Origin of the sequence: Marinobacter sp. MIT932201 (assembly GCF_047123295.1) — a bacterium.
GTDB classification, from domain to species: Bacteria; Pseudomonadota; Gammaproteobacteria; order Pseudomonadales; family Oleiphilaceae; genus Marinobacter; species Marinobacter salsuginis.
In genome coordinates, this window is record NZ_CP138917.1 from 3,799,410 (window position 1) to 3,819,474 (window position 20,065).

General features: G+C 58.0%; 17 protein-coding genes and 1 riboswitch. Of the genes, 10 read left to right on the forward strand and 7 right to left on the reverse strand.

From position 1 onward, the window contains the following. Positions 1-45 precede the first annotated feature (45 nt). From SIC15_RS17500 to SIC15_RS17515, 4 genes are all read left to right on the forward strand, one after another. Positions 46-1,122, forward strand: a complete 1,077-nt coding sequence (locus SIC15_RS17500; RefSeq protein ID WP_412536563.1) for a putative urea ABC transporter substrate-binding protein — start codon at positions 46-48, stop codon at positions 1,120-1,122. 176 nt (positions 1,123-1,298) lie between these two features. Further along, entirely contained in the window at positions 1,299-1,913 is a 615-nt protein-coding gene (locus tag SIC15_RS17505) for a TetR family transcriptional regulator (RefSeq protein ID WP_153633947.1), read from the forward strand. A 176-nt stretch (positions 1,914-2,089) separates the two neighbouring features. Beyond that, positions 2,090-3,208 carry a helix-turn-helix transcriptional regulator gene (locus SIC15_RS17510; RefSeq protein ID WP_153633948.1) on the forward strand — a complete coding sequence of 373 codons (1,119 nt, stop codon included), beginning with the start codon at positions 2,090-2,092 and terminating at the stop codon, positions 3,206-3,208. A gap of 249 nt (positions 3,209-3,457) precedes the next feature. Further along, the gene (locus tag SIC15_RS17515; RefSeq protein WP_412536564.1) at positions 3,458-5,158 is read left to right on the forward strand and encodes a hypothetical protein; all 1,701 of its coding nucleotides are present in this window, start codon (positions 3,458-3,460) and stop codon (positions 5,156-5,158) included. Between the two features lie 102 nt (positions 5,159-5,260). Here SIC15_RS17515 and SIC15_RS17520 read toward each other — a convergent pair whose 3' ends face one another. Then, positions 5,261-6,154 (reverse strand): bifunctional transcriptional activator/DNA repair enzyme AdaA, encoded by an 894-nt coding sequence (locus tag SIC15_RS17520; protein WP_136629852.1) that lies wholly within the window; start codon positions 6,152-6,154, stop codon positions 5,261-5,263. Positions 6,155-6,292: 138 nt separating this feature from the next. Here SIC15_RS17520 and SIC15_RS17525 point away from each other — a divergent pair, with 138 nt between their 5' ends. Further along, entirely contained in the window at positions 6,293-7,063 is a 771-nt protein-coding gene (locus SIC15_RS17525; protein WP_377949395.1) for a class II aldolase/adducin family protein, read from the forward strand. An 18-nt stretch (positions 7,064-7,081) separates the two neighbouring features. Here the strand turns inward: SIC15_RS17525 and glnT are convergent, their stop codons facing one another. Beyond that, the gene (gene glnT / locus SIC15_RS17530) at positions 7,082-8,440 is read right to left on the reverse strand and encodes a type III glutamate--ammonia ligase (protein ID WP_412536565.1); all 1,359 of its coding nucleotides are present in this window, start codon (positions 8,438-8,440) and stop codon (positions 7,082-7,084) included. A 154-nt stretch (positions 8,441-8,594) separates the two neighbouring features. Here glnT and SIC15_RS17535 point away from each other — a divergent pair, with 154 nt between their 5' ends. From SIC15_RS17535 to SIC15_RS17545, 3 genes are all read left to right on the forward strand, one after another. After that, on the forward strand, positions 8,595-9,626 hold the full coding sequence (locus SIC15_RS17535) for an alpha/beta fold hydrolase (RefSeq protein ID WP_412536566.1): 1,032 nt from the start codon (positions 8,595-8,597) through the stop codon (positions 9,624-9,626). 193 nt (positions 9,627-9,819) lie between these two features. Further along, a riboswitch (guanidine-I (ykkC/yxkD leader) is annotated at positions 9,820-9,927 on the forward strand. A gap of 66 nt (positions 9,928-9,993) precedes the next feature. After that, entirely contained in the window at positions 9,994-10,809 is an 816-nt protein-coding gene (locus tag SIC15_RS17540) for an ABC transporter permease (RefSeq protein WP_069181970.1), read from the forward strand. Further along, positions 10,809-11,594 carry an ABC transporter ATP-binding protein gene (locus SIC15_RS17545; protein ID WP_305966492.1) on the forward strand — a complete coding sequence of 262 codons (786 nt, stop codon included), beginning with the start codon at positions 10,809-10,811 and terminating at the stop codon, positions 11,592-11,594. The genes SIC15_RS17540 and SIC15_RS17545 overlap by 1 nt, the downstream gene beginning before the upstream one ends. Positions 11,595-11,654: 60 nt before the next feature. Here SIC15_RS17545 and SIC15_RS17550 read toward each other — a convergent pair whose 3' ends face one another. From SIC15_RS17550 to pedF, 3 genes are all read right to left on the reverse strand, one after another. Further along, positions 11,655-13,430 carry a PQQ-dependent methanol/ethanol family dehydrogenase gene (locus SIC15_RS17550; protein ID WP_069181972.1) on the reverse strand — a complete coding sequence of 592 codons (1,776 nt, stop codon included), beginning with the start codon at positions 13,428-13,430 and terminating at the stop codon, positions 11,655-11,657. A 193-nt stretch (positions 13,431-13,623) separates the two neighbouring features. Continuing rightward, positions 13,624-14,580 (reverse strand): transporter substrate-binding domain-containing protein, encoded by a 957-nt coding sequence (locus tag SIC15_RS17555; protein ID WP_412536567.1) that lies wholly within the window; start codon positions 14,578-14,580, stop codon positions 13,624-13,626. A gap of 77 nt (positions 14,581-14,657) precedes the next feature. Further along, on the reverse strand, positions 14,658-15,086 hold the full coding sequence (gene pedF / locus SIC15_RS17560; protein ID WP_069181974.1) for a cytochrome c-550 PedF: 429 nt from the start codon (positions 15,084-15,086) through the stop codon (positions 14,658-14,660). A 366-nt stretch (positions 15,087-15,452) separates the two neighbouring features. On the opposite strand from pedF, the gene SIC15_RS17565 reads away from it, so the two are divergent. After that, positions 15,453-17,306: a methanol/ethanol family PQQ-dependent dehydrogenase gene (locus SIC15_RS17565; protein ID WP_412536568.1), complete on the forward strand. Its 1,854-nt coding sequence runs from the start codon at positions 15,453-15,455 to the stop codon at positions 17,304-17,306. A gap of 66 nt (positions 17,307-17,372) precedes the next feature. Next, positions 17,373-18,026: a pentapeptide repeat-containing protein gene (locus SIC15_RS17570; protein WP_069181975.1), complete on the forward strand. Its 654-nt coding sequence runs from the start codon at positions 17,373-17,375 to the stop codon at positions 18,024-18,026. Positions 18,027-18,038: 12 nt separating this feature from the next. Here the strand turns inward: SIC15_RS17570 and SIC15_RS17575 are convergent, their stop codons facing one another. Further along, the gene (locus SIC15_RS17575; RefSeq protein ID WP_069181976.1) at positions 18,039-18,695 is read right to left on the reverse strand and encodes a response regulator transcription factor; all 657 of its coding nucleotides are present in this window, start codon (positions 18,693-18,695) and stop codon (positions 18,039-18,041) included. After that, complete coding sequence (locus tag SIC15_RS17580) at positions 18,692-19,915, reverse strand: sensor histidine kinase (protein ID WP_069181977.1); 1,224 nt, start codon at positions 19,913-19,915, stop codon at positions 18,692-18,694. The genes SIC15_RS17575 and SIC15_RS17580 overlap by 4 nt, the downstream gene beginning before the upstream one ends. Positions 19,916-20,065: the final 150 nt, after the last annotated feature.

Consider the following 20,065-nt stretch of genomic DNA (forward strand, 5'->3'; position numbering starts at 1 on the left):
AAAGACCAAACCTGCAAACACGGGCAAAGCCCGAGGAGAGACACCATGACTACACGCGACATCACCAAACGCCTGGCGGCCGGTCTGTTCACGGCCTCCCTGGGACTGGGATCCATGGGCGCAATGGCCCAGGAAAGGGATTCCTTCAGCATCGCCTGGACCATCTACGCCGGGTGGGTGCCCTGGCAGTATGCCGAGGACTACGGAATCATGAAGAAATGGGCGGACAAGTACGATATCGAAGTGGATATCGTGCAGGTGAACGACTACATCGAATCCATCAACCAGTACACCGCCGGCCAGTTCGATGGCGTGACCGCTACCAGCATGGATGGCCTGTCAATACCGGCCGCTTCCGGCGTGGACACGACTGCACTTATCGTGGGCGACTACTCCAACGGCAACGACGGCCTCGTATCCAAAGATGCGAAGACCATCGAAGAGCTGGAGGGTGAAACCGTTCACCTGGTTGAGCTGTCCGTATCGCACTACCTTCTGGCACGAGCACTGGCGAGCGTTGGTCTCGAAGAGCGTGATCTGAGCGTGGTGAACATTTCCGATGCCGACTTGGTTTCCGCGTTCCAGACCGACGATGTCCGCCATGTGGCTACCTGGAACCCGCTGCTGGCCGAAGTGGAAGCCTACCCGGGTGCGACCAAACTGTTCGATTCCAGCCAGATTCCCGGCCACATCAAGGATCTGACCTTGGTGAACACGGAAACCCTGGCCGACAACCCGAAGCTGGGCAAGGCGCTTGTGGGTGCCTGGTACGAAACCATGAGCATCCTCGCCTCCGATAGTGAAGAAGGTCAGGAAGCGCGAGCATTTCTCGGCGAGCTCTCCGGTACCGACCAGGCCGGCTACGAAGCACAGCTCGCGGGCATGAAAATGTTCTGGGAACCACAGATGTCGGTGGACTTTATTAACAGCAATGAAGCCCTGGACGCGATGGACAGCGTTCGTCAGTTCTCTTTCGAGAAGGGACTGCTTGGGCAGGGTGCGATGAGTCCGGACTTCGTCGGCATCGAGTTTCCCGATGGCTCTATCATGGGTGACACCGGAAATGTGAAGCTTCGGTTTAACGACAGCTACATGCAGATGGCGGCAGACGGGGAGATCTGAACGATCATCCGCTAAAACTCTGCTAGGATCGGGCACGATTAGTCGTGCCCTTTTTTGTGGGCTTGGGAGCATCGTTGGGGGCTAATGACTTCTCCAAAACACGCTCCTTGCGGCACATCCATGTGGCGCTTGGGCTCCGCCCCCTTACCCTAAAAAAAGCCTCGAGAAAGAGATTTATGCGTCGTACCAAGGAAGATGCTGAGAAAACTCGTCAAACTGTCCTGGAAGCAGCTTTAAAGCTGTTCAGTCGAGATGGATATTCCCTTACCACCTTGAGCCGTATTGCCACAGAGGCCGGCTGCAGCCGTGGGCCGATCTACTGGCATTTCGAGAACAAGGACGATCTGTACGAGGCCGTACTTGCCTACTCCCAGGAACCTCTGGAAGCACTGGTTGCGGAGTGTTCTGGGATGCGGGAAACGCCCATTGAGGCCATGGACCATTTCATCGAGCGCTGGCTGGGCCTGCTGGCCAATGATCGTAAATATCGCCAGTCGTTCGAGATTCTGCTGAACAAGACCGAACTGACCGATGCCATGAGCCGGACTCTGAAGCGGGAGCGCGCGTTGACCAGGTCGATTATTGCGATGTTCCGGGATCTGGTGGGCCAGGCTGCTGAACGGGGTATGCTTTCCACTCAGGAAAACCCGGAGGATCTTGGGTTGCTGAGTTACACCTATCTAATGGGCATTACCCAGACCTGGCTGTTTGCACCAAAGCTGTTTTCGCTGAAACAGCAAACACCCTTTTTTCAACGCCAGTTCTGGCGACTACTGGGCAAGTCGAGTTAGATGACCAGCCCTGACGCTTTGGCTGTGCAAGGGCTTGGAAATCGGGAAATTTTACCTTTTTTCACGTTTTAAGGTTTCTGGGTCGGCTAAGATCAAGCCAGCCGAGCTGCATCTTTTATTTTTGATAAAAAGCTGCGGCCTCAGATAGCGCCCATTCTGGTCAGGACCCTGGGGTAATGAAAACAACAACACTTGAACTGCAAAGTGAGCATTCGCTGATCCAATCGCTTTACGGCGCCCTGACCGACCAGGAAGGTTTTCACGGGTTTCTGGAAAAGCTGGTAAACCTGATCAATGGCTGCGCTGCTCAACTGCTCGTTGTGCGCAAGCATCCCTTGCAGATGGATCACCTGTGGTACCACGGCCTCTCCGATGAGTTCCTGGGCTGGTACCTTGAAAACAACATGATTGCCCAGGATGTGGTCACCAATCAGGCCATTAAACAGCCCCCCGGTCTGTTTCAGTCCGCCCTGCCATTGCTCCCGGATTTCCAGCCTGGCGAAGACTATTCCAAGTGGGAAAATGATCAGGATATGCTGGACTCAGCCTGGCTGGTCGTGGATAGCACCCCGACACATACCTTCCTGTTAACTATCCAGCGTACAGTCGCTCAGGGGCCATATCAGGAATCAGAGCTACAATCCCTCAACCGTTTGGTCCCGCACATCCGACAGGCCGTACTGCTGTATCGGCAACTGGAATCACACAGCAAAGCGGCCTCCTCACTGGCTTCCGTGATTGAAGTATTGCCCGATGCCACTTTTGTACTCGACAGTCTTGCTACCGTTCTGTACTCCAACAAAGCAGCCCGCAACCTGATTCAACGGGAACGCTGCCTGGGCATCCGTCATGATCGATTCAGCTTCGCAGAGAAAGACTTGCACTCGGCGTTCTTCCGGGCGTCTGCCCAAGTGGTTCGCTCAAGCATGGGCAAGGAAAACTATTCCTCTGAGACACTCTTTCTCAAACGAGAGGGCCGGACTCCACTGCTTTTTGTGCTACGTCCGATTGAAAGCAGTGAATTGCTCGCCGGGGGCGCTCTGGTCACCGTGTACGACCCCGAGAATCGAGTCCTACCGAGTGCAGAGCACATCGCTGCCTATTTCAATCTGACTCCCGCCGAGGCCCAGGTCTGCGAACACCTGGTTGCAGGGATTGACCCCCAGGGGTGTGCGGACCAGCTTGGACGCAGCGTCGCTACCGTACGTTCGCAGCTAAAACAGATATTTCAGAAGACCGGCTGTTCGCGGCAGGGGGAGCTGATCAGCCGGTTACTGGCGGCCTTGTTACGCTGATCCCTGATCCTTGCGACAAATTTTTCAGAAGCTCCCAGGTTTTTTTCGTTTTTACGACTTCGAAACAAACAATTACAAATCCGAAAAAGCTATTCGCTTAAAGCAGTTACCAGCCTCCTGATGCAATGAAATCTCCTGCGAACGTCGCCGCGCCAGACGTATCCCCCAAATGGGGTATGTATTGATACAAACCCGATGCTAGTTTCCCGATTACCCAATCAATCTGATATTCATCAAAAAGGTGTGGTTATGGGAAAGTTCAAGAAGTTGACTCTGGCGACGGCCATTTCCTCTGCGTTCGTTCTTACCGGTTGTGGTGGTAGCAGCGGCGGTTCTTCCAATGACAGCAACACGGGCGGCACCACCGCCACTGAAACGGGCATCTTCGTTGACGCCGCAGTTGCCGGCATCAATTACACCACCTCACCAAGCGGCACATCCGGCCAAACCAACGCACTGGGCGAGTACAATTACGAAGCCGGCGATACTGTGGTCTTCAGCATCGGCGGCATCGACCTGCCGGCCGTCGAAGCCACCGGCCGCATCACCCCGGCCGACATGGGTAGCGGTTCTACAGACTGGAGCTCTGACCAGACCGTCGTGAACATCCTGCGCCTACTGCAGACCCTGGATTCCGATGGCGATGCCAGCAATGGCATTACCATTTCCGACGCTGTGCATACCGCTTTGCAGGATATGGATCTCGACCCCTCGCTCAGCGAGGCGGACTTCGAAACCCAGGCCAACACGGCCATCAACGCCACCGGCAAGACGCTGATTGCAACAGCAGATGCGGTTGAACACTTCAAAAGCTCCCAATCCGGCGACCTGGTTGGCAGCTGGGTCTTTGAGGAAGCTAATGGCAACGTCAACGTCCTGACTTTCCTGAATGACAGCGAATACCTGATTGCCCATTCCAAGGCTGATGACGGTGACCAGCGGGCCGCAAGTGCGGAGTACGGCACCTACACGTGGGACAGTGCCTCCGGTCAACTCGAGCTGACACTGATTGACGAGTCAGACCTCAGTGGCGGTCTGATCGACAACAATTCCCCCGCAGCCTGGACAATGCAACTGAGCGACGGCGCACTCATGCTGACGTCTGTCGGAGAAAGCGAAGAAGTCAGGTTTGAAGCAGTGCGTAATGCCCAGCAAAGCCTGATCGGTAGCTGGTACCTGGGCGAAGGTTTTAACGAACAGAAGCAAATCGATCGTCACAACGTGCTCACCATTCTTGATGACAGCAACTATGTTGTTGTCCACAATGACAATAGCGAGGTCTACGACGGCGACGTCGTCGAGCCGGTTTCCTCAGAGTGGGGCACCTACAGCTTCGACGGTTCCACGTTTGCGGTAACCTCCGTGTCGGCGGAACTGGACGGCCCGGGAGGCCTGTTTGACGACCCGGCGAAAGACGACGGCGGAAATGGTTTCGTCGATGGTCCGGCAGAACTCCACCCGACAGGACAACTGACCCTTTCCGACAACCTTCCTGTTGCCGAAGGAGGCGAACCATTCACCCTGCGTCGCTTGGGCCGTTATGCGGTCACGCTGAAGGACTTCGAGGGCGATACCCAGCAGGTCTACGTCGAGGCCAGCGGCAACGACTTCATCGGTGGCGTTACCCAGACCCTCAGCTTTGCCGATATCGATGGCCGAACGCCAGCCGAGGCCGGCATCTACAACATGGATGCTCCGGATAGCGCGACCATTGATCTGGTGCTGAACCAGGATGGCAGCGGTTACATGGACTTTGATGTCACTGGCGACCAAAACCAGATCGACAGCAACGGTTGGTCCGTCCTGACTTCCGGCTCCCTCACCTACGTGGAGGGCGGCGCGGAATGGACCTACCTGCCGATTGAAGGTGACAGCCCCTACACCACGCTGGTGTACCAGGGCGACATGGATCTCATGTTCATCACGGAAGTGACCGAGGCCCCCCAGTAAAGCAGGAATCTTCTGCCCAATCAGAGCCCGTAACGTGGGCTCTCGAATGACTGAGGAACCCCGGTTTTCCGGGGTTCGCTTTGTTTGGCGTTACGCTCACGATTACGAACCTTGGCACTCTCTTTCAAGTAATTTCCGTTTGCGATCCAGCCCCCAGCGGTAACCGCCCAGGGAGCCGTCACTGCGCAACACACGATGGCAGGGAATCAGCACGGCGATGCGATTGCGACCGCAAGCCGAGGCCACAGCTCGAACGGCTTTGGGCTCACCCAGTCGCCTTGCCAGTTCCGTATAACTCACGACCTCGCCCTCGCGAACGCTCAAAAGAAGCTTCCAGACCCGTGTCTGGAAAGCAGTGCCACGGATATCCAGAGGAACCTCCGGGCGAGGCGTGTTCTGGCTGAGGTGGTCGTCCAGGGCGACAATCCAGGCATCCAGTTCTGGTGACATCTTTGCCTCGGAGGGGGAGAGTCGTGCCTTCGGGAATTCCTGTTTTAGCTGCTCTCGCAGGGCCACCTCGTCGTCCCCGAATTCGGCAAAACATACACCTTGATCAGTGGCGGCCATCATCAACAAACCAAGTGAGGATTGCCGGCAGGCATAGGTAATGGTTTCACCCTCTCCCCCCTTGCCGTAACGGGACGGCGGCATGCCGACCTGTCGGTCAGCCTTGCCATAGACGCGGCTGATCGAACCAAAACCGGCATCGTAGATTGCCTCAGTCACCGTTTGACCACGCTTCAGGCCCTGCTTGTAGAGGTTCAGGCGCAGCGCGTCCTGATAGGCCTTTGGCGAGACACCGAAGGCTTCCTTGAACACCCGCTGTACCCGCGATGGCGACAACCCAGCGACAGCGCCGAGGTCGGCAAGGCTCAACGATTCATCTGGCCGGCTCTCGATGTATCTGGCCAGAGCAACCATTCGATCGGCAACAGGGATGGATGATTCCGCCTCGCTATCTCTCTCGTCACGCATCGGGATTCGGGAACTTGCCATGCTTTGACTCCTTCATGTGCACACAACCCAGCATCCCTATGATGCGCGTTTGCCTCGCCCCCTTCCATCCGATTCTTGCGGGCGCTAAATTGACCGTTAACCAACAACAAAACCAAACGATTCCGAGGAGTCAGCATTATGTCCGAGCAATTGGCAATTCCATCCAAGAAGGGTGAAGTGAGTGAGGAGGAGTGGCAGCTTCGCATTGACCTGGCCGCCGCCTATCGCCTGATTGCTCTCTACGGCTGGGATGACCTCATCTTCACCCACCTCTCCGCGCGGATTCCCGGTGAAGAACATCATTTCCTGATCAACCCCTACGGCATGATGTTCGAGGAAATTACGGCTTCCAGCCTGGTGCGCATCGACCAGGACGGCAACAAGATCAATCCGGAAGATTTCGACATCAATCCTGCCGGGTTCACCATTCACAGTGCTATCCATGCGGTTCGCGAGGATGCCGCCTGCGTCATGCATACCCACACCACCGCCGGCGTGGCAGTTTCGGCGCAAAAGGAGGGCCTGCTGCCCCTGTCCCAACAAAGCCTGTTCCCATTATCCGGGCTGGCGTACCACGATTACGAAGGTGTGGCGCTGCGGGAAGACGAGAAAGCGCGCCTGCAGGCAGATCTGGGCCAGTCCCGGTTCATGATCCTGCGCAACCACGGACTGCTGACCACAGGCCCCAGCGTTGCCGACGCCTTCCTGAATATGTACATCCTGCAGCGCGCCTGTGAGGTGCAGATCCAGGCCATGTCTGGTGGGCAGCCACTGGTGCGTATTCCGGACACCATCCTGAGCTCGATTCGTGAGCAGGCAAAGAAGGTCACCAGGGGCATGGGCGGCAACCTTGCCTGGCCCGGACTTCTCCGGAAGCTTGACCGCATCGATCCTGGCTTCCGGAGCTGACACCCTCCCGGACAGCTATCAGAACATTCTCAGGTAACGATCCACCTCCCAGGAAGAGACGTGGTTCTGATAGCTCTCCCACTCGGCTTTCTTGAAGTCCACGAAGCTTTCGAACATGGCGTCACCGAAGACTTCTTTGGCCAGCGGATCGGCCTCGAATGCTTCCACCGCCTCGCCCAGGTTCCGGGGCAGATACTCGATGCCCTGTTCGGCGATCTCGGCATCGCTGTAGTTGTACATGTTCTCGTGGTGGGGTGCGCCCGCATCCAGACCTTCCCGGATGCCTTCCAGGCCCGCGGCCAGTATCAGGGCACTGCCAAGGTACGGATTGCAGGCAATGTCGGCCGCACGGCACTCGATGCGCCCACCCATACCGGGGATGCGGATCATGTTGGTGCGGTTGTTGGAGCCATAGCACATGAACACCGGCGCCCAGGTGGAACCGGACATGCTGCCCTGGCGAACGAGCCGTTTGTAGCTGTTCACTGTCGGCGCAATCACGGCACTGATGGCAGCGCCATGTTTCAGTACACCGGCAGTGAAGTGATAGGCAATCTTGCTGATGCCGCAGTTGTGCAGGTCGTCGCCCTTGGGCTCGAACAGGTTTTCGCCGGTCTTCAGGTCCGCCAGCGACATATTATAGTGCGCGCCACTGCCGGTTCGGTCGGCAAAAGGCTTGGGCATGAAGCTGGCGAAAGCGCCGTGTTTGCGGGCAATCTCGTTGGCCATCATCCGGAAGAACACCAGGCGATCGGACATGGTCAGGGCGTCGGCGTATTTGAAGTCGGTCTCGAACTGGCCGTTGGCGTCTTCGTGATCAAACGAGTACACGTCCCAGCCCAGCTCGTTCATGGCATCCACCAATTCATCCATGATCGGCAGGTTGTCCATAAGGGTCCGCGGGTCATAACAGGGCTTGCCCAGGTTGTCGCGGTCGCTCAGTGGCGCAAAGCCACCATCCTCGGTATCCCGGAACAGGAAGAACTCGGTCTCGATGCCCAGGTTGAAGCGATACCCCATATCCGCCGCAGCACTCAGCTGGCGACGGAGGATATTCCGGGAACAGGCCTCGAAGGGTTTGCCATTCAGGAACAGATTGCCGGGGAACCAGGCCAGCTGGCGGTTCCAGGGGCAGACTGCCAGCCCTTCCGGATCCGGCATGGAGGCAACCTCATCGTCGGAGATATCCTGGGGCACGCCATCCAGGGCAGCACCGGTATACAGCTCTGAACCTTCCATCATTTGCCCAAGATGAGCCACGGGGACGAACTTTCCCTTGGTCACACCGTGGATATCCACATAGCTCGCGATGGCATACTTTACGCCGGCCTCGCCGAGTTTCTCTTTCAGGGCCTGGGTGTTGCTCAATTCTGTCATCGTGTTTCTCTCCCGCCCGTCATGCGGGCAATCAGTTTGGGTTCTGGCACGTTTCTTTCTTCGTCTTAGCCATTCAACATACATGCCAGCGTGTATATAAAAGAGCAAAAGCACGAAACTTCAGGCAATCATTCGGTCTGAAAGAGAGGACAAAATGTCGGCCCAGCAATGGCTTGTAGAGGATTTCGAGGGAGGAGACCTGACTCTGGCCTCCGGCGAAACGCTTTACGCCGCACGATTGAGATACCACCGAATCGGCGAGCTGAATGCACCAAAAGACAACCTGATACTGCTGCCCACGTACTATGGTGGTGCAGCGGCGGGCAATCATCCCTGGGTTGGCGACAACAGCCCACTGGACCCGGACCGGTACTGCATTGTTATTCCCTCTCTGTTAGGGGCCGGCGAATCATCCTCGCCATCCAACACCGACGGAAAACAGGCCGGACCAGGCTTTCCCCCATTATCCCTCTACCACAACGTGATGCTGCAGAAACGGTTGGTGGAGCAGGTCTTTGATGACGCCAGTATCGCGCTGGTGATGGGCTGGTCCATGGGCGGAATGCAGGCGCTCCAGTGGGCCTGCCTTTTTCCGAAGCAGGTACGCGCGGTGCTGGCCACCTGCTGCACCGCTAGGTGCTATCCCCATAACCGGGTATTTCTGGAGGGTGTAAAAGCGGCCCTGACCTGCGACCAGACCTTTGAAGGTGGCCGCTACCGCACACCGCCCGAGCGCGGACTGCGAGCCTTCGGGCGGGTTTATGCCGGTTGGGCCTACTCCCAGGCGTTTTTCCGTCACCAGCTCTGGCGCAACCAGGGGTTCAACTCGATTGAAGAGCTGCTGGATTTCTGGGAAAAGGATCATCTGGGCCAGGACGCCAATGATCTGCTCACCGTGCTGAACACCTGGAAGAACGGTGATATCAGCGACAACCCCGTATTCGGAGGAGATTACGAAGCAGCGCTTGCCACCATCGACATGCCCACCCGGATGATGCCCAGCACGACCGATCTCTACTTTACCGAAGAAGACGCCCGCGAGGATGGCAGCCGGATGCCCGGCGCAACCGCGGAGCCGTTGAATTCGGACTGGGGCCACATTGCAGGTGGCGCCGGTCGGGACGCAGACAGCCACGCCCGCATTCTCGCTGCGGCCCGGAACCTGCTGCCGGGAGAAGCGTCATGATCGAGCACCCGAACCTTTATCGCACCAATCCGGTGCGCATATTTGCCAACGCCTTCGCCGGGATGACCCGATTTCGCCAATTCAATGGTTCTGGCATGCCATCTGCACTGTATACGACTGGCGGTTGTGAAACCCCCTATCCGTTTACAGCACTGTTCACAACACCGCAGACAGAGCGGCGAACACAACGGACACAATGGGTGACTAGGGTTCCGGTCCGGGCAGGCAAGATTCCCGGATGGCTGGTCCGAGAGTCACCGACCTCTGGGAGGTTACACGGCGGGACAAAAGCCCGGGAGACTGTATCGCAAGGGACGCTGTTACCCGCGAGAACATTGCCGTGTTGTGTGACCAGAGGAGACGATTCATGCGAATGATCAACCATCACCCCGGGCGAGTGTCCGCCACGCTGCTCGGCTTGCTTCCCTTCCTGTTGATCATGCTCATCTACAGCCTCGCCTCCCAGGAGCGGCTGGCAGAAAACCCCAATGACAAACTCCTTCCCGGCCTTGAGCAGATGACCGCCGCCGTGGAACGCATGGCGTTCCAGGAAGACCGCCGTAGCGGTGATTACCTGATGGTACAGGACACCACTGCCAGCCTGGCACGCCTCGGGATGGGCGTCGGCATCGCCGCCTTGCTGGCGTTGGTGGTCGGCATTCTCAATGGCGTATTGCCACTGGTCAGGGCCAACCTGGCGCCACTGGTTTCGGCACTGTCCATGGTGCCGCCGCTGGCGATATTACCCATCCTTTTCATTGTGTTCGGGCTGGGTGAGCTTTCCAAAGTCATGCTGATCGTAATCGGCACCGCGCCGATCATGATGCGCGATGTGGCCCAGCGGGTTCGCGAACTCCCAGGCGAACAACTGATCAAGATCCAGACGCTGGGGGCAAACTCCTGGCAGGTTATTACCCGAATGGCGCTGCCGCAGGTGTTACCGCGACTGATCGATGCTGTACGCCTGAGCCTGGGCCCGGCCTGGCTGTTCCTGATTGCTGCCGAGGCGATTGCCTCCACCGAAGGCCTGGGTTACCGGATTTTCCTGGTTCGGCGCTACCTGGCCATGGACGTAATCCTGCCCTATGTCATCTGGATCACCATTCTCGCCATCGTCATCGACCAGTGTCTGCGCCTTGCCAATCGCAGACTGTTCCCCTGGTACAACGCAGGAGGCCACTGATGAGCTTTATCACCGTCAACAAACTCTGGAAAGAATACGGCGACCAGGTGGTTCTGGAAAACCTCAGCCTGAGCGTGAAACAGGGGGAGTTCTGCACCCTGGTGGGCGCCTCCGGTTGCGGCAAATCCACCTTTCTGAAAATGCTGCTGGGCCAGGAAACCCAGACCCGTGGCGAACTGCTGCTGGAAGGGGAGGCCTTTCCCGGGGAACCCGACCGCAACCGGGGCATCGTGTTCCAGCGCTACTCGGTATTCCCGCACCTGACCGTGCGCCAGAACGTGCTGATGGGCCTGGAACTGGAACAGAAACCCTGGCTGGGCAAACTGTTCGGAAGCGCCCGCAAGGAGGCGCTTGAAAAGGTGGATGCGATGCTGGAGTCCGTGGGCCTGAGCCCCTCTGCCCACAAGTGGCCACATGAACTCTCCGGCGGCATGCAACAGCGCCTGGCCATCGCCCAGTCCCTGATCATGCGGCCACGGGTACTCCTGCTGGACGAACCTTTTGGTGCGCTGGATCCCGGTATCAGGGGCGACATGCACGACCTGTTGCTGAAGCTGTGGCAGGAAACCGGCACCACCATTTTCATGGTTACCCACGATCTCAAGGAAGGTTTTTACCTGGGTACCCGGCTGCTGGTGTTCGACAAGGTGCGAAACGACCCTCACGATCCGCAGGCGTTTGGTGCAACCATTACCTATGACTTGCCGATCGGGCAGACGGATCGAAAGCTGTTCGAGGACATTCACGAGTCGGTCAGCGAGACAGCCCGGAACCAGGCAGCCTGATGGTGAAGCCAGCCAAATAAAAAAGGTCGCCCGAAGGCGACCTTTTTTGAAGCGTTCGGATCAGTTGCTGGCAACCCGATCCTTCGGCAGTTTGAAAGTCCAGACCATACCGCCCTGGTTGAAGTCCTTCACCACCTTGGCGACTTCGCCACCCCAGAGCGGAACCGCACCGCCCCAGCCGGAAGCTACAGAGACGTACTGTTCGCCGTCCATGGTCCAGGTGACAGGCGTGCCTACCACACCGGAACCGGTGTTGAAGCGGTAAAGTTCTTCGCCCGTCTTGGCGTCGAATGCCTTCAGATGGCCCTCAGGAGTGCCGGTGAATACCAGACCACCGGCCGTGGTCATCACGCCACCCCACAGCGGAGCGGTGTTCTCGTAACGCCACACTTCCTCACCGGTTTTCGGATCCATGGCCCGAAGTACACCAATGTATTCATCGTTGGCCGGCTTGATGGTAAAGCCTGCACCGAGGAACGCAGCGCCTTTCTTGTAGGATACCGGCTCATTCCAGATATCCATGGACCACTCATTGGAGGGCACGTAGAACAGGCCGGTCTGCTGACTGAAGGCCATGGGCATCCAGTTCTTTCCGCCCAGGAACGCGGGCTGCGCTACAACGGTTTCACCTTTTTTGCCGTCCATATCAGCCGGGTTACCCGGACGACCGCCTTCGGTGTATATGGGACGACCGGTCTCGGGATCCAGGCCTTTCGCCCAGGTGATCTTGTCCACGAACGGGAAGCCGCGAATAAAGTCGCCGTTCTCACGGTTCAGAACATAGAAGAAGCCGTTACGGTCCGCCGTGGCCGCCGCTTTGACGGTTTTGCCGTTTTCTTCGTAGTCGAAGGAGATCAGCTCGTTGACACCATCATAATCCCAACCATCGTTCGGCGTGGTCTGGAAGTGCCACTTGATGCTGCCATCGTCCGGATCAATCGCCAGGCGGCTTGAGGAGAACAGGTTGTCACCCGGGCGCAGGTGTGAGTTCCAGGGAGCCGGGTTACCGGTACCGAAGAACAGGGAATCCGTGTCCGGATCGTAGGTGCCACCCAGCCAGGTTGCCGCGCCACCGTTCTTCCACATTTCGCCGGGCCAAGTTACGCCGGCTTTGCCACCGGAAATACCGTTTTCGATCTTCTTGCCGTCCTTGTAGACGTAGCCCATGTGACCTTCAACGGTAGGACGGGTCCAGACCAGATCGCCGGTATTGGCGTCGTAGGCTTCAACCTTGCCGACAATCCCGAATTCACCACCGGAAACGCCGGTAATCACCTTGCCCTTGACGACCAGGGGCGCCGCGGTGATCGCGTAGCCGGCCTGGTAGTCAGCCACCTTCTTGATCCACATCGGCTTGCCGGTGTCCTTGTTCAGGGCCACCAGTTTCGCGTCCAGGGTTCCGAAAATGATTTTGTCGCCGTAGATGGCGGCACCACGGTTAACAACGTCGCAGCAAGGCATGATGCCGTCCGGCAGACGGGCATCGTACTGCCAGATCTCTTCGCCGGTTTTGGCATCGATGGCGTAGATGCGGGAGTAGGAAGCGGTCACGTACATGACGCCGTCCTTAACCAGCGGCTGGGATTCCTGGCCGCGCATTTTTTCGCTGCCGAAGGAGAAAGCCCAGGCCGGTTGCAGATACTGGACGTTGTTGGTGTTCAGATCTTCCAGGATGCTGTAGCGCTGTCCCTGGGTACCCATGCCGTAGCTGACAATGTCCTCAGGGGTCTTGTGATCGTTGATGATGTCTTCGTCGGTTACCGCATGGGCCCCGTAGGATACTGCCATGGCCAGGGCGCTGGCCGCGATGCGAATCCCGAACTTGTTGGTTCTCATGGTTGCGCTCTCCAAGTCTCTTGTTTTCAGTTCTCTTGAGTTCGTTTCAGGCCGAACCGGGAACTTTTCCCGCCTCTGATACGATTCTTGGCTTTGTGGAAAAAACCAACAATTGCTCGCCCGAACAGGTTTTCTAATCACTTGGTAGTACGACTACCCCGGAACTTGAGGCCGGCGCACACCGATCGAACCATCAGAGCTCCCCTTCCGCCCTTGCTATAGCCTGTTCATCCAGAAACGCCCGATAGTAGCCCGGCACGCTGTACCTGAGATTCTGCTCAACCATGAGCTCATTCATTTCACCGGTTTTCACCAACCTGTCGACGATGGCTTCCAGGGCGTAGCCCAGCTGGCGATGGGTGTGTTTGATCGCCATGCCCACATCCCACACCTGCTTGCCGATACCCGGGAAACCGTTACCGGCTGACTTGAAGCCTTCGTTCTCGGGCTTGGCCAGTTCGTGATCAATTTCCGATCGCATACCCATGACCGCACTGATCTCACCATTGCGCATTGCCTCGAACGCCTGGGCGACCTTGTGGTAGTGACGCACCTGATCCCGCATGCGGCCGCCAAAGGCCGACGTCAGGTAGAAATCAGGAAGCGTGTCTATCTCGACGCCAATGCGGTTGTATTGAAAGACCGCCACGGTTTCCACCGCATCAAGCTTCTCGGGGTTATAGGCAATCTGCCAGGTTTCCTGCTGATAGGGGCCGAACAGCACCACCTGCTCGTTGATGTACTCGCCGGTGGAATCCTGCATATAGGCGTAGGTTTTGTCGTAAGGCACCCGCAGCATCACATCGGCGAGTCGCTGCTTGGCGAGGTAATGCCCTTTCCAGACGTTGTTGCGCAGATCGTCTCCGAGGTTTTCATCCGGGGTGATCCAGTGGACTTTGAATTCCACGCCCATTTCCTCGGCAATCCGGCGACCGAGTTCGACGTCGATGCCCCTGGGCTCACCATCCACCTCGTAGGAGTACGGTGGGAAATTCTCGTAGACGCCGACTTTCAGATAGCCGGAGTCCAGAATGATGTCGTAGGTGCGTTCGGCAGGTCGATTCAGGAGTTCGTTGCCGTCGTTAACCTCCTGAGCCAGGACGACCTGGGCAAACAGCAAAAGGGCAAGCATTCGAGTCAGTGTTTTCATTGTTATCTCCCAACGACGAAGGGCCGGCACAAGGCCGACCCGAATTCAGGCATACGTTTTGGTAGACGCCGCAACGGTTATTCCGGCTTAGGCAGCGATTCCACATACGTGCGGATTGCCCACATGGCATTCTGATCCATGCTTTTCTTCCAGGACGGCATGCCACGGTCGGTGCCATTCATCACCCGACCGATGTAGTACTCGTCGTCCCACTCGGTCAGCTCCCGAAGATCCGGCGTCAGACCGCCAGACATCGCCCGGATGCCATGACAGGCTGCACAGTTACCGGCATAAGCGCTTTCGCCGATTTTGGCCGCCTGGGCGTTGAATTCGCCGAACTCATTACCTTCACGGAAGGGGTTTTCGATGCGCACTTCGTCGCCCAGCTCCGGCAGATTGCCCGTATCCACTTCCTGTGGTGTGACATTGCCGTGCGCAATCGCGAAACCGGCCACGCCAGCCATGGCCGCTGCCATGATCGCTTTAAGTGAAAAGGACATTCCCATTGGTCTTACCTCTGTTATTGGATTCCCTGTGGTTGGCTATTGGATTTGTCTGATGCCAACTTGCTGATCCCCAGTCTAGGAATCCAGGAACCCAATCCGAATGCCACTTTGGGGGTTTTGGCTTAGTTCCTTGGTAGTAGACGGTCGGAGCGAAGGCCAAAGCACGAGGCATCCGCCAAAAATCCGGAAACTGACCACTTTTCATGATGAAGGCTGCGTTTCGGGAACTTTTCCCGATTTTTAAGGCTATTTTCCCGCAACCCGGGTGGCTTTTTCCGTCGCCACCAGCACAGGTACGCGCCAATACTCGGAGCGTCGATGCCATGAGCAAGACGATGGTTACAACAAAAACCAAGGGGAAAGATTATGAACATCAAAACACGCAAACATCCGCTGCTTCGCGGGATTGGAATGGCCCTGGCCCTGAGCTCAGCGGCCGGCCTCGCCAGCCAGGTTCACGCCAAAGACGTGACCTGGGACGACATTGCCAATGACGCGCAGACGCCGGAAAACGTCCTGGGCTATGGCATTGGTCCGAAGGCACAGCGTTACAGCCCCATGACCACCATTAACCGGGATAACGTCGAGCGCCTGGTACCGGCCTGGTCGTTTTCGTTTGGCGATGAGAAACAACGGGGCCAGGAATCCCAGGCCCTGGTTCATGATGGTGTGGTCTATATTACCGGCTCTTACTCGCGTCTCTTCGCGCTGGACGCGAAAACCGGTGAACGCCTCTGGGAATACACCCACCGCCTGCCTGAAGGCATCCGCCCCTGTTGCGACGTGGTGAATCGCGGAGCGGCGATTTTTGGCGACAAGGTGTTCTTCGGAACCCTCGATGCCGGCATCGTTGCCCTGAACAAAGACACCGGCAAAGTGGTCTGGCGAGAGAAGTTTGCCGATCATGAAGCCGGCTACACCATGACCGGCGCCCCCACCCTGGTAAAAGATCAAAAAACCGGGAAGGTCCTGCTGATTCACGGCTCCTCGGGGGATGAGTTCGGCGTTGTTGGCAAATTGTTTGCCAGGGACCCGGATACCGGCAAGGAAGTCTGGATGCGACCATTCGTTGAAGGCCACTACGGCCGCCTCAATGGCGAAAAGAGCACGCCGACCGGCGACCCTCGTGCGCCCAGCTGGCCAGATGATCCCAACACCGAAACCGGCAAGGTGGAGGCCTGGAGCCATGGCGGCGGCGCCCCCTGGCAAAGCGCCAGCTTTGACGCGGAAACCAACACCATCATCATTGGTGCCGGCAACCCAGCGCCCTGGAATACCTGGAAACGCACATCCCCCGGCGGTGACCCTGCCGACTACGACAATTTGTACACCTCCGGCCAGGTGGGTGTAGACCCCACTACCGGCGAAGTGAAGTGGTTCTACCAGCACACGCCAAACGATGCCTGGGACTTTTCCGGCAACAACGAGCTGGTGCTGTTTGAGTACGACGAGAACGGCGAAACAGTCAAAGCTACGGCCCATGCCGACCGCAACGGCTTCTTCTACGTGGTCGACCGTGAGAACGGTGAATTCAAGAAAGGTTTTCCGTTTGTGGACAACATTACCTGGGCTGAACGCATTGGAGAGGATGGTCGTCCTGTAGAGCGGAAGGGGCAACGCCCGCCACCGGTTGCTGAAGGCGAAACCCGCGGCGAATCCATCGAGGTGTCTCCGCCATTCCTGGGTGGTAAGAACTGGAATCCCATGGCGTACAGCCAGGATACCGGGCTGTTCTATGTACCCGCCAACCATTGGAAAGAGGATTACTGGACCGAGGAAGTCACCTACAAGAAAGGCGCCGCCTACCTGGGCCAGGGTTTCCGGATCAAGCGCATGTATGACGACCATGTGGGCATCCTTCGCGCCATGAATCCGCTCTCCGGTGAGATCGAGTGGGAGCACAAGGAGCGGCTGCCGCTCTGGGCCGGCGTCCTGACCACCAAGGGTGGCCTGGTGTTCACCGGGACCGGCGACGGTTTCCTGAAAGCCTTCGATGCGGAAACCGGGGAGGAGCTCTGGAAGTTCCAGACCGGCTCCGGAATCATCTCCTCGCCGATTACCTGGGAGATGGACGGTGAGCAGTACATCGGGGTTGCTTCCGGCTACGGCGGCGCGGTTCCTCTGTGGGGTGGCGACATGGCCGAGCTGACCAAGCCCATTTCTCAGGGCGGGTCTTTCTGGGTCTTCAAGATGCCCTCCTGGGCACAGGCCTCCCGCTAATTTTCCTCCGGTTCGGGCCTGGCGTCTCGCCAGGCCCCTTTTTAAGATCGATTCGGGAGTGAACCCATGAGACCCATCATAACAGCCTCACTGATACTCGCGTTTACACCAGCGCTGGCCGGCGATTACATGGCCGACCTTGATCAGGCGCCGGTCATCAACGGCTGCAAACTGGAAAGGGAGACCCGTTGCCCCGGCGCTGACCTTAAGGGCGTGGACCTGTCGAACATGGATCTGCGCTCCGCCAACTTCCGCGGTGCCAACCTGTCGGGCGCCAACCTGAGCCACACCAGCCTGCGAGGTGCCAACCTCGACGGGGCAAACCTCGACAACGTCACCGGATACCGCCTGCAGGTCTACCGGGCCAGCATGCGGGGCGCGTCACTGAGGAATGCCCGGTTACAGGGGATGCAGGGCGAATACCTGTTTGCCCAAGGTGCGGACTTCAGCGGCGCAGATCTGACCGGAGCAAACTTCGACTTCTCCCGCTTTTCAGGTGCCACGCTGGTCAACGCCACCATGCCGTTCAGCAGTTTCGAGATTTCCTGGATGCCGAAGGCGAATCTGGAGGGGGCCAACCTCAGGGGGGCAAACCTTCAGGAAGCCAAGCTGGGGCTGGCGAACCTGGCGGACGCGGACCTGACCGGAAGCCGGATCCACTACGCCACCTTCGAGGGCACCTACATGGAGGGCTGTACCGCCTGCCCCTTTGATTGGTGATCCGGGGCGGGCTCAGACCCGCCTCGCTTCCTCCAGTTGGCCATAGCGAATCAGGCCGGCATCGACCGCCAGGTGAATCAACTCCACGGAGGACGAAACCTGCAGCTTGCTTTTCAGCCCCGCCAGGTGGTTGGACACGGTCTTGCTGCTGACACACAGGCGTTCGGCGATTCCGCCCAGGCTCTCCCCTCTGGCGTACATCAGCAATACTTCCATTTCCCGCTGGGTCATATCCCGGAGGCGGTGATCGACCGGCCGCTCCTGATTCATCGCCAGACGTGTGGCAATCGGATGCTCGATGTACGGTTGGCCCGATGCCACCCGCTTCACAGCTTCCGCGAGTTCCTCGGGCGCGCAGCTCTTGGAGACAAAACCGAGCCCTCCCACATCCAGCGCCTGACGCACCATGGGCAATTCATCGTGCATGGTAAAGAACAGGATCGCCGCCCCCCGCCAGCGCTGGCGCAATCGTCGCCCAACCTCCAGCCCGGAGATATCCGGCAACCCCATATCCAGCAGCACCACATCGGGCCGCAGCTCGCCATAGCGGGCCACGGCATCCTGACCGTTGTCGACCTCGGTGATGGCCACTGCCGGCAGCATGGAGCGCAGCAGATTGGCAATGCCCTGTCGCACGACCTGGTGGTCATCCACAATCATCAGTTTCATGAAACACCTCCGGTACCTGGAGTCAGCGGCACGGCCAGCCGGATTCGGGTTCCCTCGCCCAATCGGCTCAGAAACTTCACTTCGCCCCCCAGGCAGCGGGCTCGCTCGCACATGGAACGCACGCCCAGGCCGGCATTGCCGGGCAGTTGATCATTGCCCACGCCATCATCGCGCAACTCGATGCTCAGCTCGTTATCATTGCGGGCAACGGCCAGCGTGGCGCAGGAAGCTTTTGCATGACGGGAAACATTATTCAGGGCTTCCTGAAGGAAACGATACAGGTGGGTCTGCTGCTCCCCGGTGAAATCGGGCAGGCGCTCGTCCATCGCCAGGCGACATTCAAGCCCGCTGAGCTGTTGCCATTGTTCAGTCAGATGGCGAATGGCACTGCCGAGGCCCAGCTGTTCCATCACCAGGGGATGCAGCTCCTGCAAAAGGTGCCGGAAGTGTTTCTGGACAGTCTCACAGTGTTCCGCCAGATCCCTGGCCTGCTGCTTCTGGCGGTCACCGAGGTCCGGATCGTAGAGCAGACTGCGGGCCTGGGCCCGAATGCCCGTCAGGTACTGGCCGAGATCATCGTGCAGCACCCGGGCGATGTGTTCGCGCTCCCGATCCTGTAATTGCAGGAGTTCGTTAAGCAGTCGGCTCACCGTTTGCTGTTCCGACTCGAGGGCCCCGGCCATGGAATTGAACCGGCAAACCAGCGCGTCCAGTTCCTGTTCGCCCTGACGGGGAAGCCGGGATGTCAGTTGACCTGTCGAAACCGCACCCATGGCCTCTGACAGACTGGCAAGAGTACGTACGCCGCGCCGAATGATGAAAAACAGGGCAAGAAAACAAAGGCCCATACCAATGGCATAGGCGCCCGAAATCAGGAGGAACCCTTCCCAGATTTCCTCCACCTCATCGGCGGGATCAACCTGCCAGCCGTTAATCAACGGCCGCGAGGCATCGCCGGCAATCAGCTCGAAAAACCAGGCCGGCACGTCCCCGCCTTTTCCGGATTCCTCGTTATCAGACGGCCTCAGATGACGAAGACCACTGACAACGGATCCGGGAAGACGTTCGGGGCTATCGAGACTCTGAGCCAGAACGGTAACGCCATCAAGTTCCCGCTGAACATCATGTCGGGCCTGCTGGGTATAGAGCAGCGCTCCAAGCAAGTAGACGAGCAGGAAAACCGCCAGCATCAACAGGGAAATCTTCCGGTATACGGTCATTGTTTTTATCCGTTGCGAGTAAACAGCGTCTCTACATCCATGCTAAGGGCGGGAGAATTCACCGGAATAGTTCTTTAGTACCGCCACTTTCCTACTTTCTGAATATTTTCGCTGCTTTTGCCCTTCTCTAAGCTGGAAGCACAACAACAA

Bases quoted from the DNA above. Each gene is read 5' to 3' on its own strand.
- SIC15_RS17500 (WP_412536563.1), top strand. From the start codon at position 46: ATGACTACACGCGACATCACCAAACGCCTGGCGGCCGGTCTGTTCACG.
- SIC15_RS17505 (WP_153633947.1), top strand. From the start codon at position 1,299: ATGCGTCGTACCAAGGAAGATGCTGAGAAAACTCGTCAAACTGTCCTG.
- SIC15_RS17510 (WP_153633948.1), top strand. From the start codon at position 2,090: ATGAAAACAACAACACTTGAACTGCAAAGTGAGCATTCGCTGATCCAA.
- SIC15_RS17515 (WP_412536564.1), top strand. From the start codon at position 3,458: ATGGGAAAGTTCAAGAAGTTGACTCTGGCGACGGCCATTTCCTCTGCG.
- SIC15_RS17520 (WP_136629852.1), bottom strand. From the start codon at position 6,154: ATGGCAAGTTCCCGAATCCCGATGCGTGACGAGAGAGATAGCGAGGCG.
- SIC15_RS17525 (WP_377949395.1), top strand. From the start codon at position 6,293: ATGTCCGAGCAATTGGCAATTCCATCCAAGAAGGGTGAAGTGAGTGAG.
- glnT (WP_412536565.1), bottom strand. From the start codon at position 8,440: ATGACAGAATTGAGCAACACCCAGGCCCTGAAAGAGAAACTCGGCGAG.
- SIC15_RS17535 (WP_412536566.1), top strand. From the start codon at position 8,595: ATGTCGGCCCAGCAATGGCTTGTAGAGGATTTCGAGGGAGGAGACCTG.
- SIC15_RS17540 (WP_069181970.1), top strand. From the start codon at position 9,994: ATGCGAATGATCAACCATCACCCCGGGCGAGTGTCCGCCACGCTGCTC.
- SIC15_RS17545 (WP_305966492.1), top strand. From the start codon at position 10,809: ATGAGCTTTATCACCGTCAACAAACTCTGGAAAGAATACGGCGACCAG.
- SIC15_RS17550 (WP_069181972.1), bottom strand. From the start codon at position 13,430: ATGAGAACCAACAAGTTCGGGATTCGCATCGCGGCCAGCGCCCTGGCC.
- SIC15_RS17555 (WP_412536567.1), bottom strand. From the start codon at position 14,580: ATGAAAACACTGACTCGAATGCTTGCCCTTTTGCTGTTTGCCCAGGTC.
- pedF (WP_069181974.1), bottom strand. From the start codon at position 15,086: ATGGGAATGTCCTTTTCACTTAAAGCGATCATGGCAGCGGCCATGGCT.
- SIC15_RS17565 (WP_412536568.1), top strand. From the start codon at position 15,453: ATGAACATCAAAACACGCAAACATCCGCTGCTTCGCGGGATTGGAATG.
- SIC15_RS17570 (WP_069181975.1), top strand. From the start codon at position 17,373: ATGAGACCCATCATAACAGCCTCACTGATACTCGCGTTTACACCAGCG.
- SIC15_RS17575 (WP_069181976.1), bottom strand. From the start codon at position 18,695: ATGAAACTGATGATTGTGGATGACCACCAGGTCGTGCGACAGGGCATT.
- SIC15_RS17580 (WP_069181977.1), bottom strand. From the start codon at position 19,915: ATGACCGTATACCGGAAGATTTCCCTGTTGATGCTGGCGGTTTTCCTG.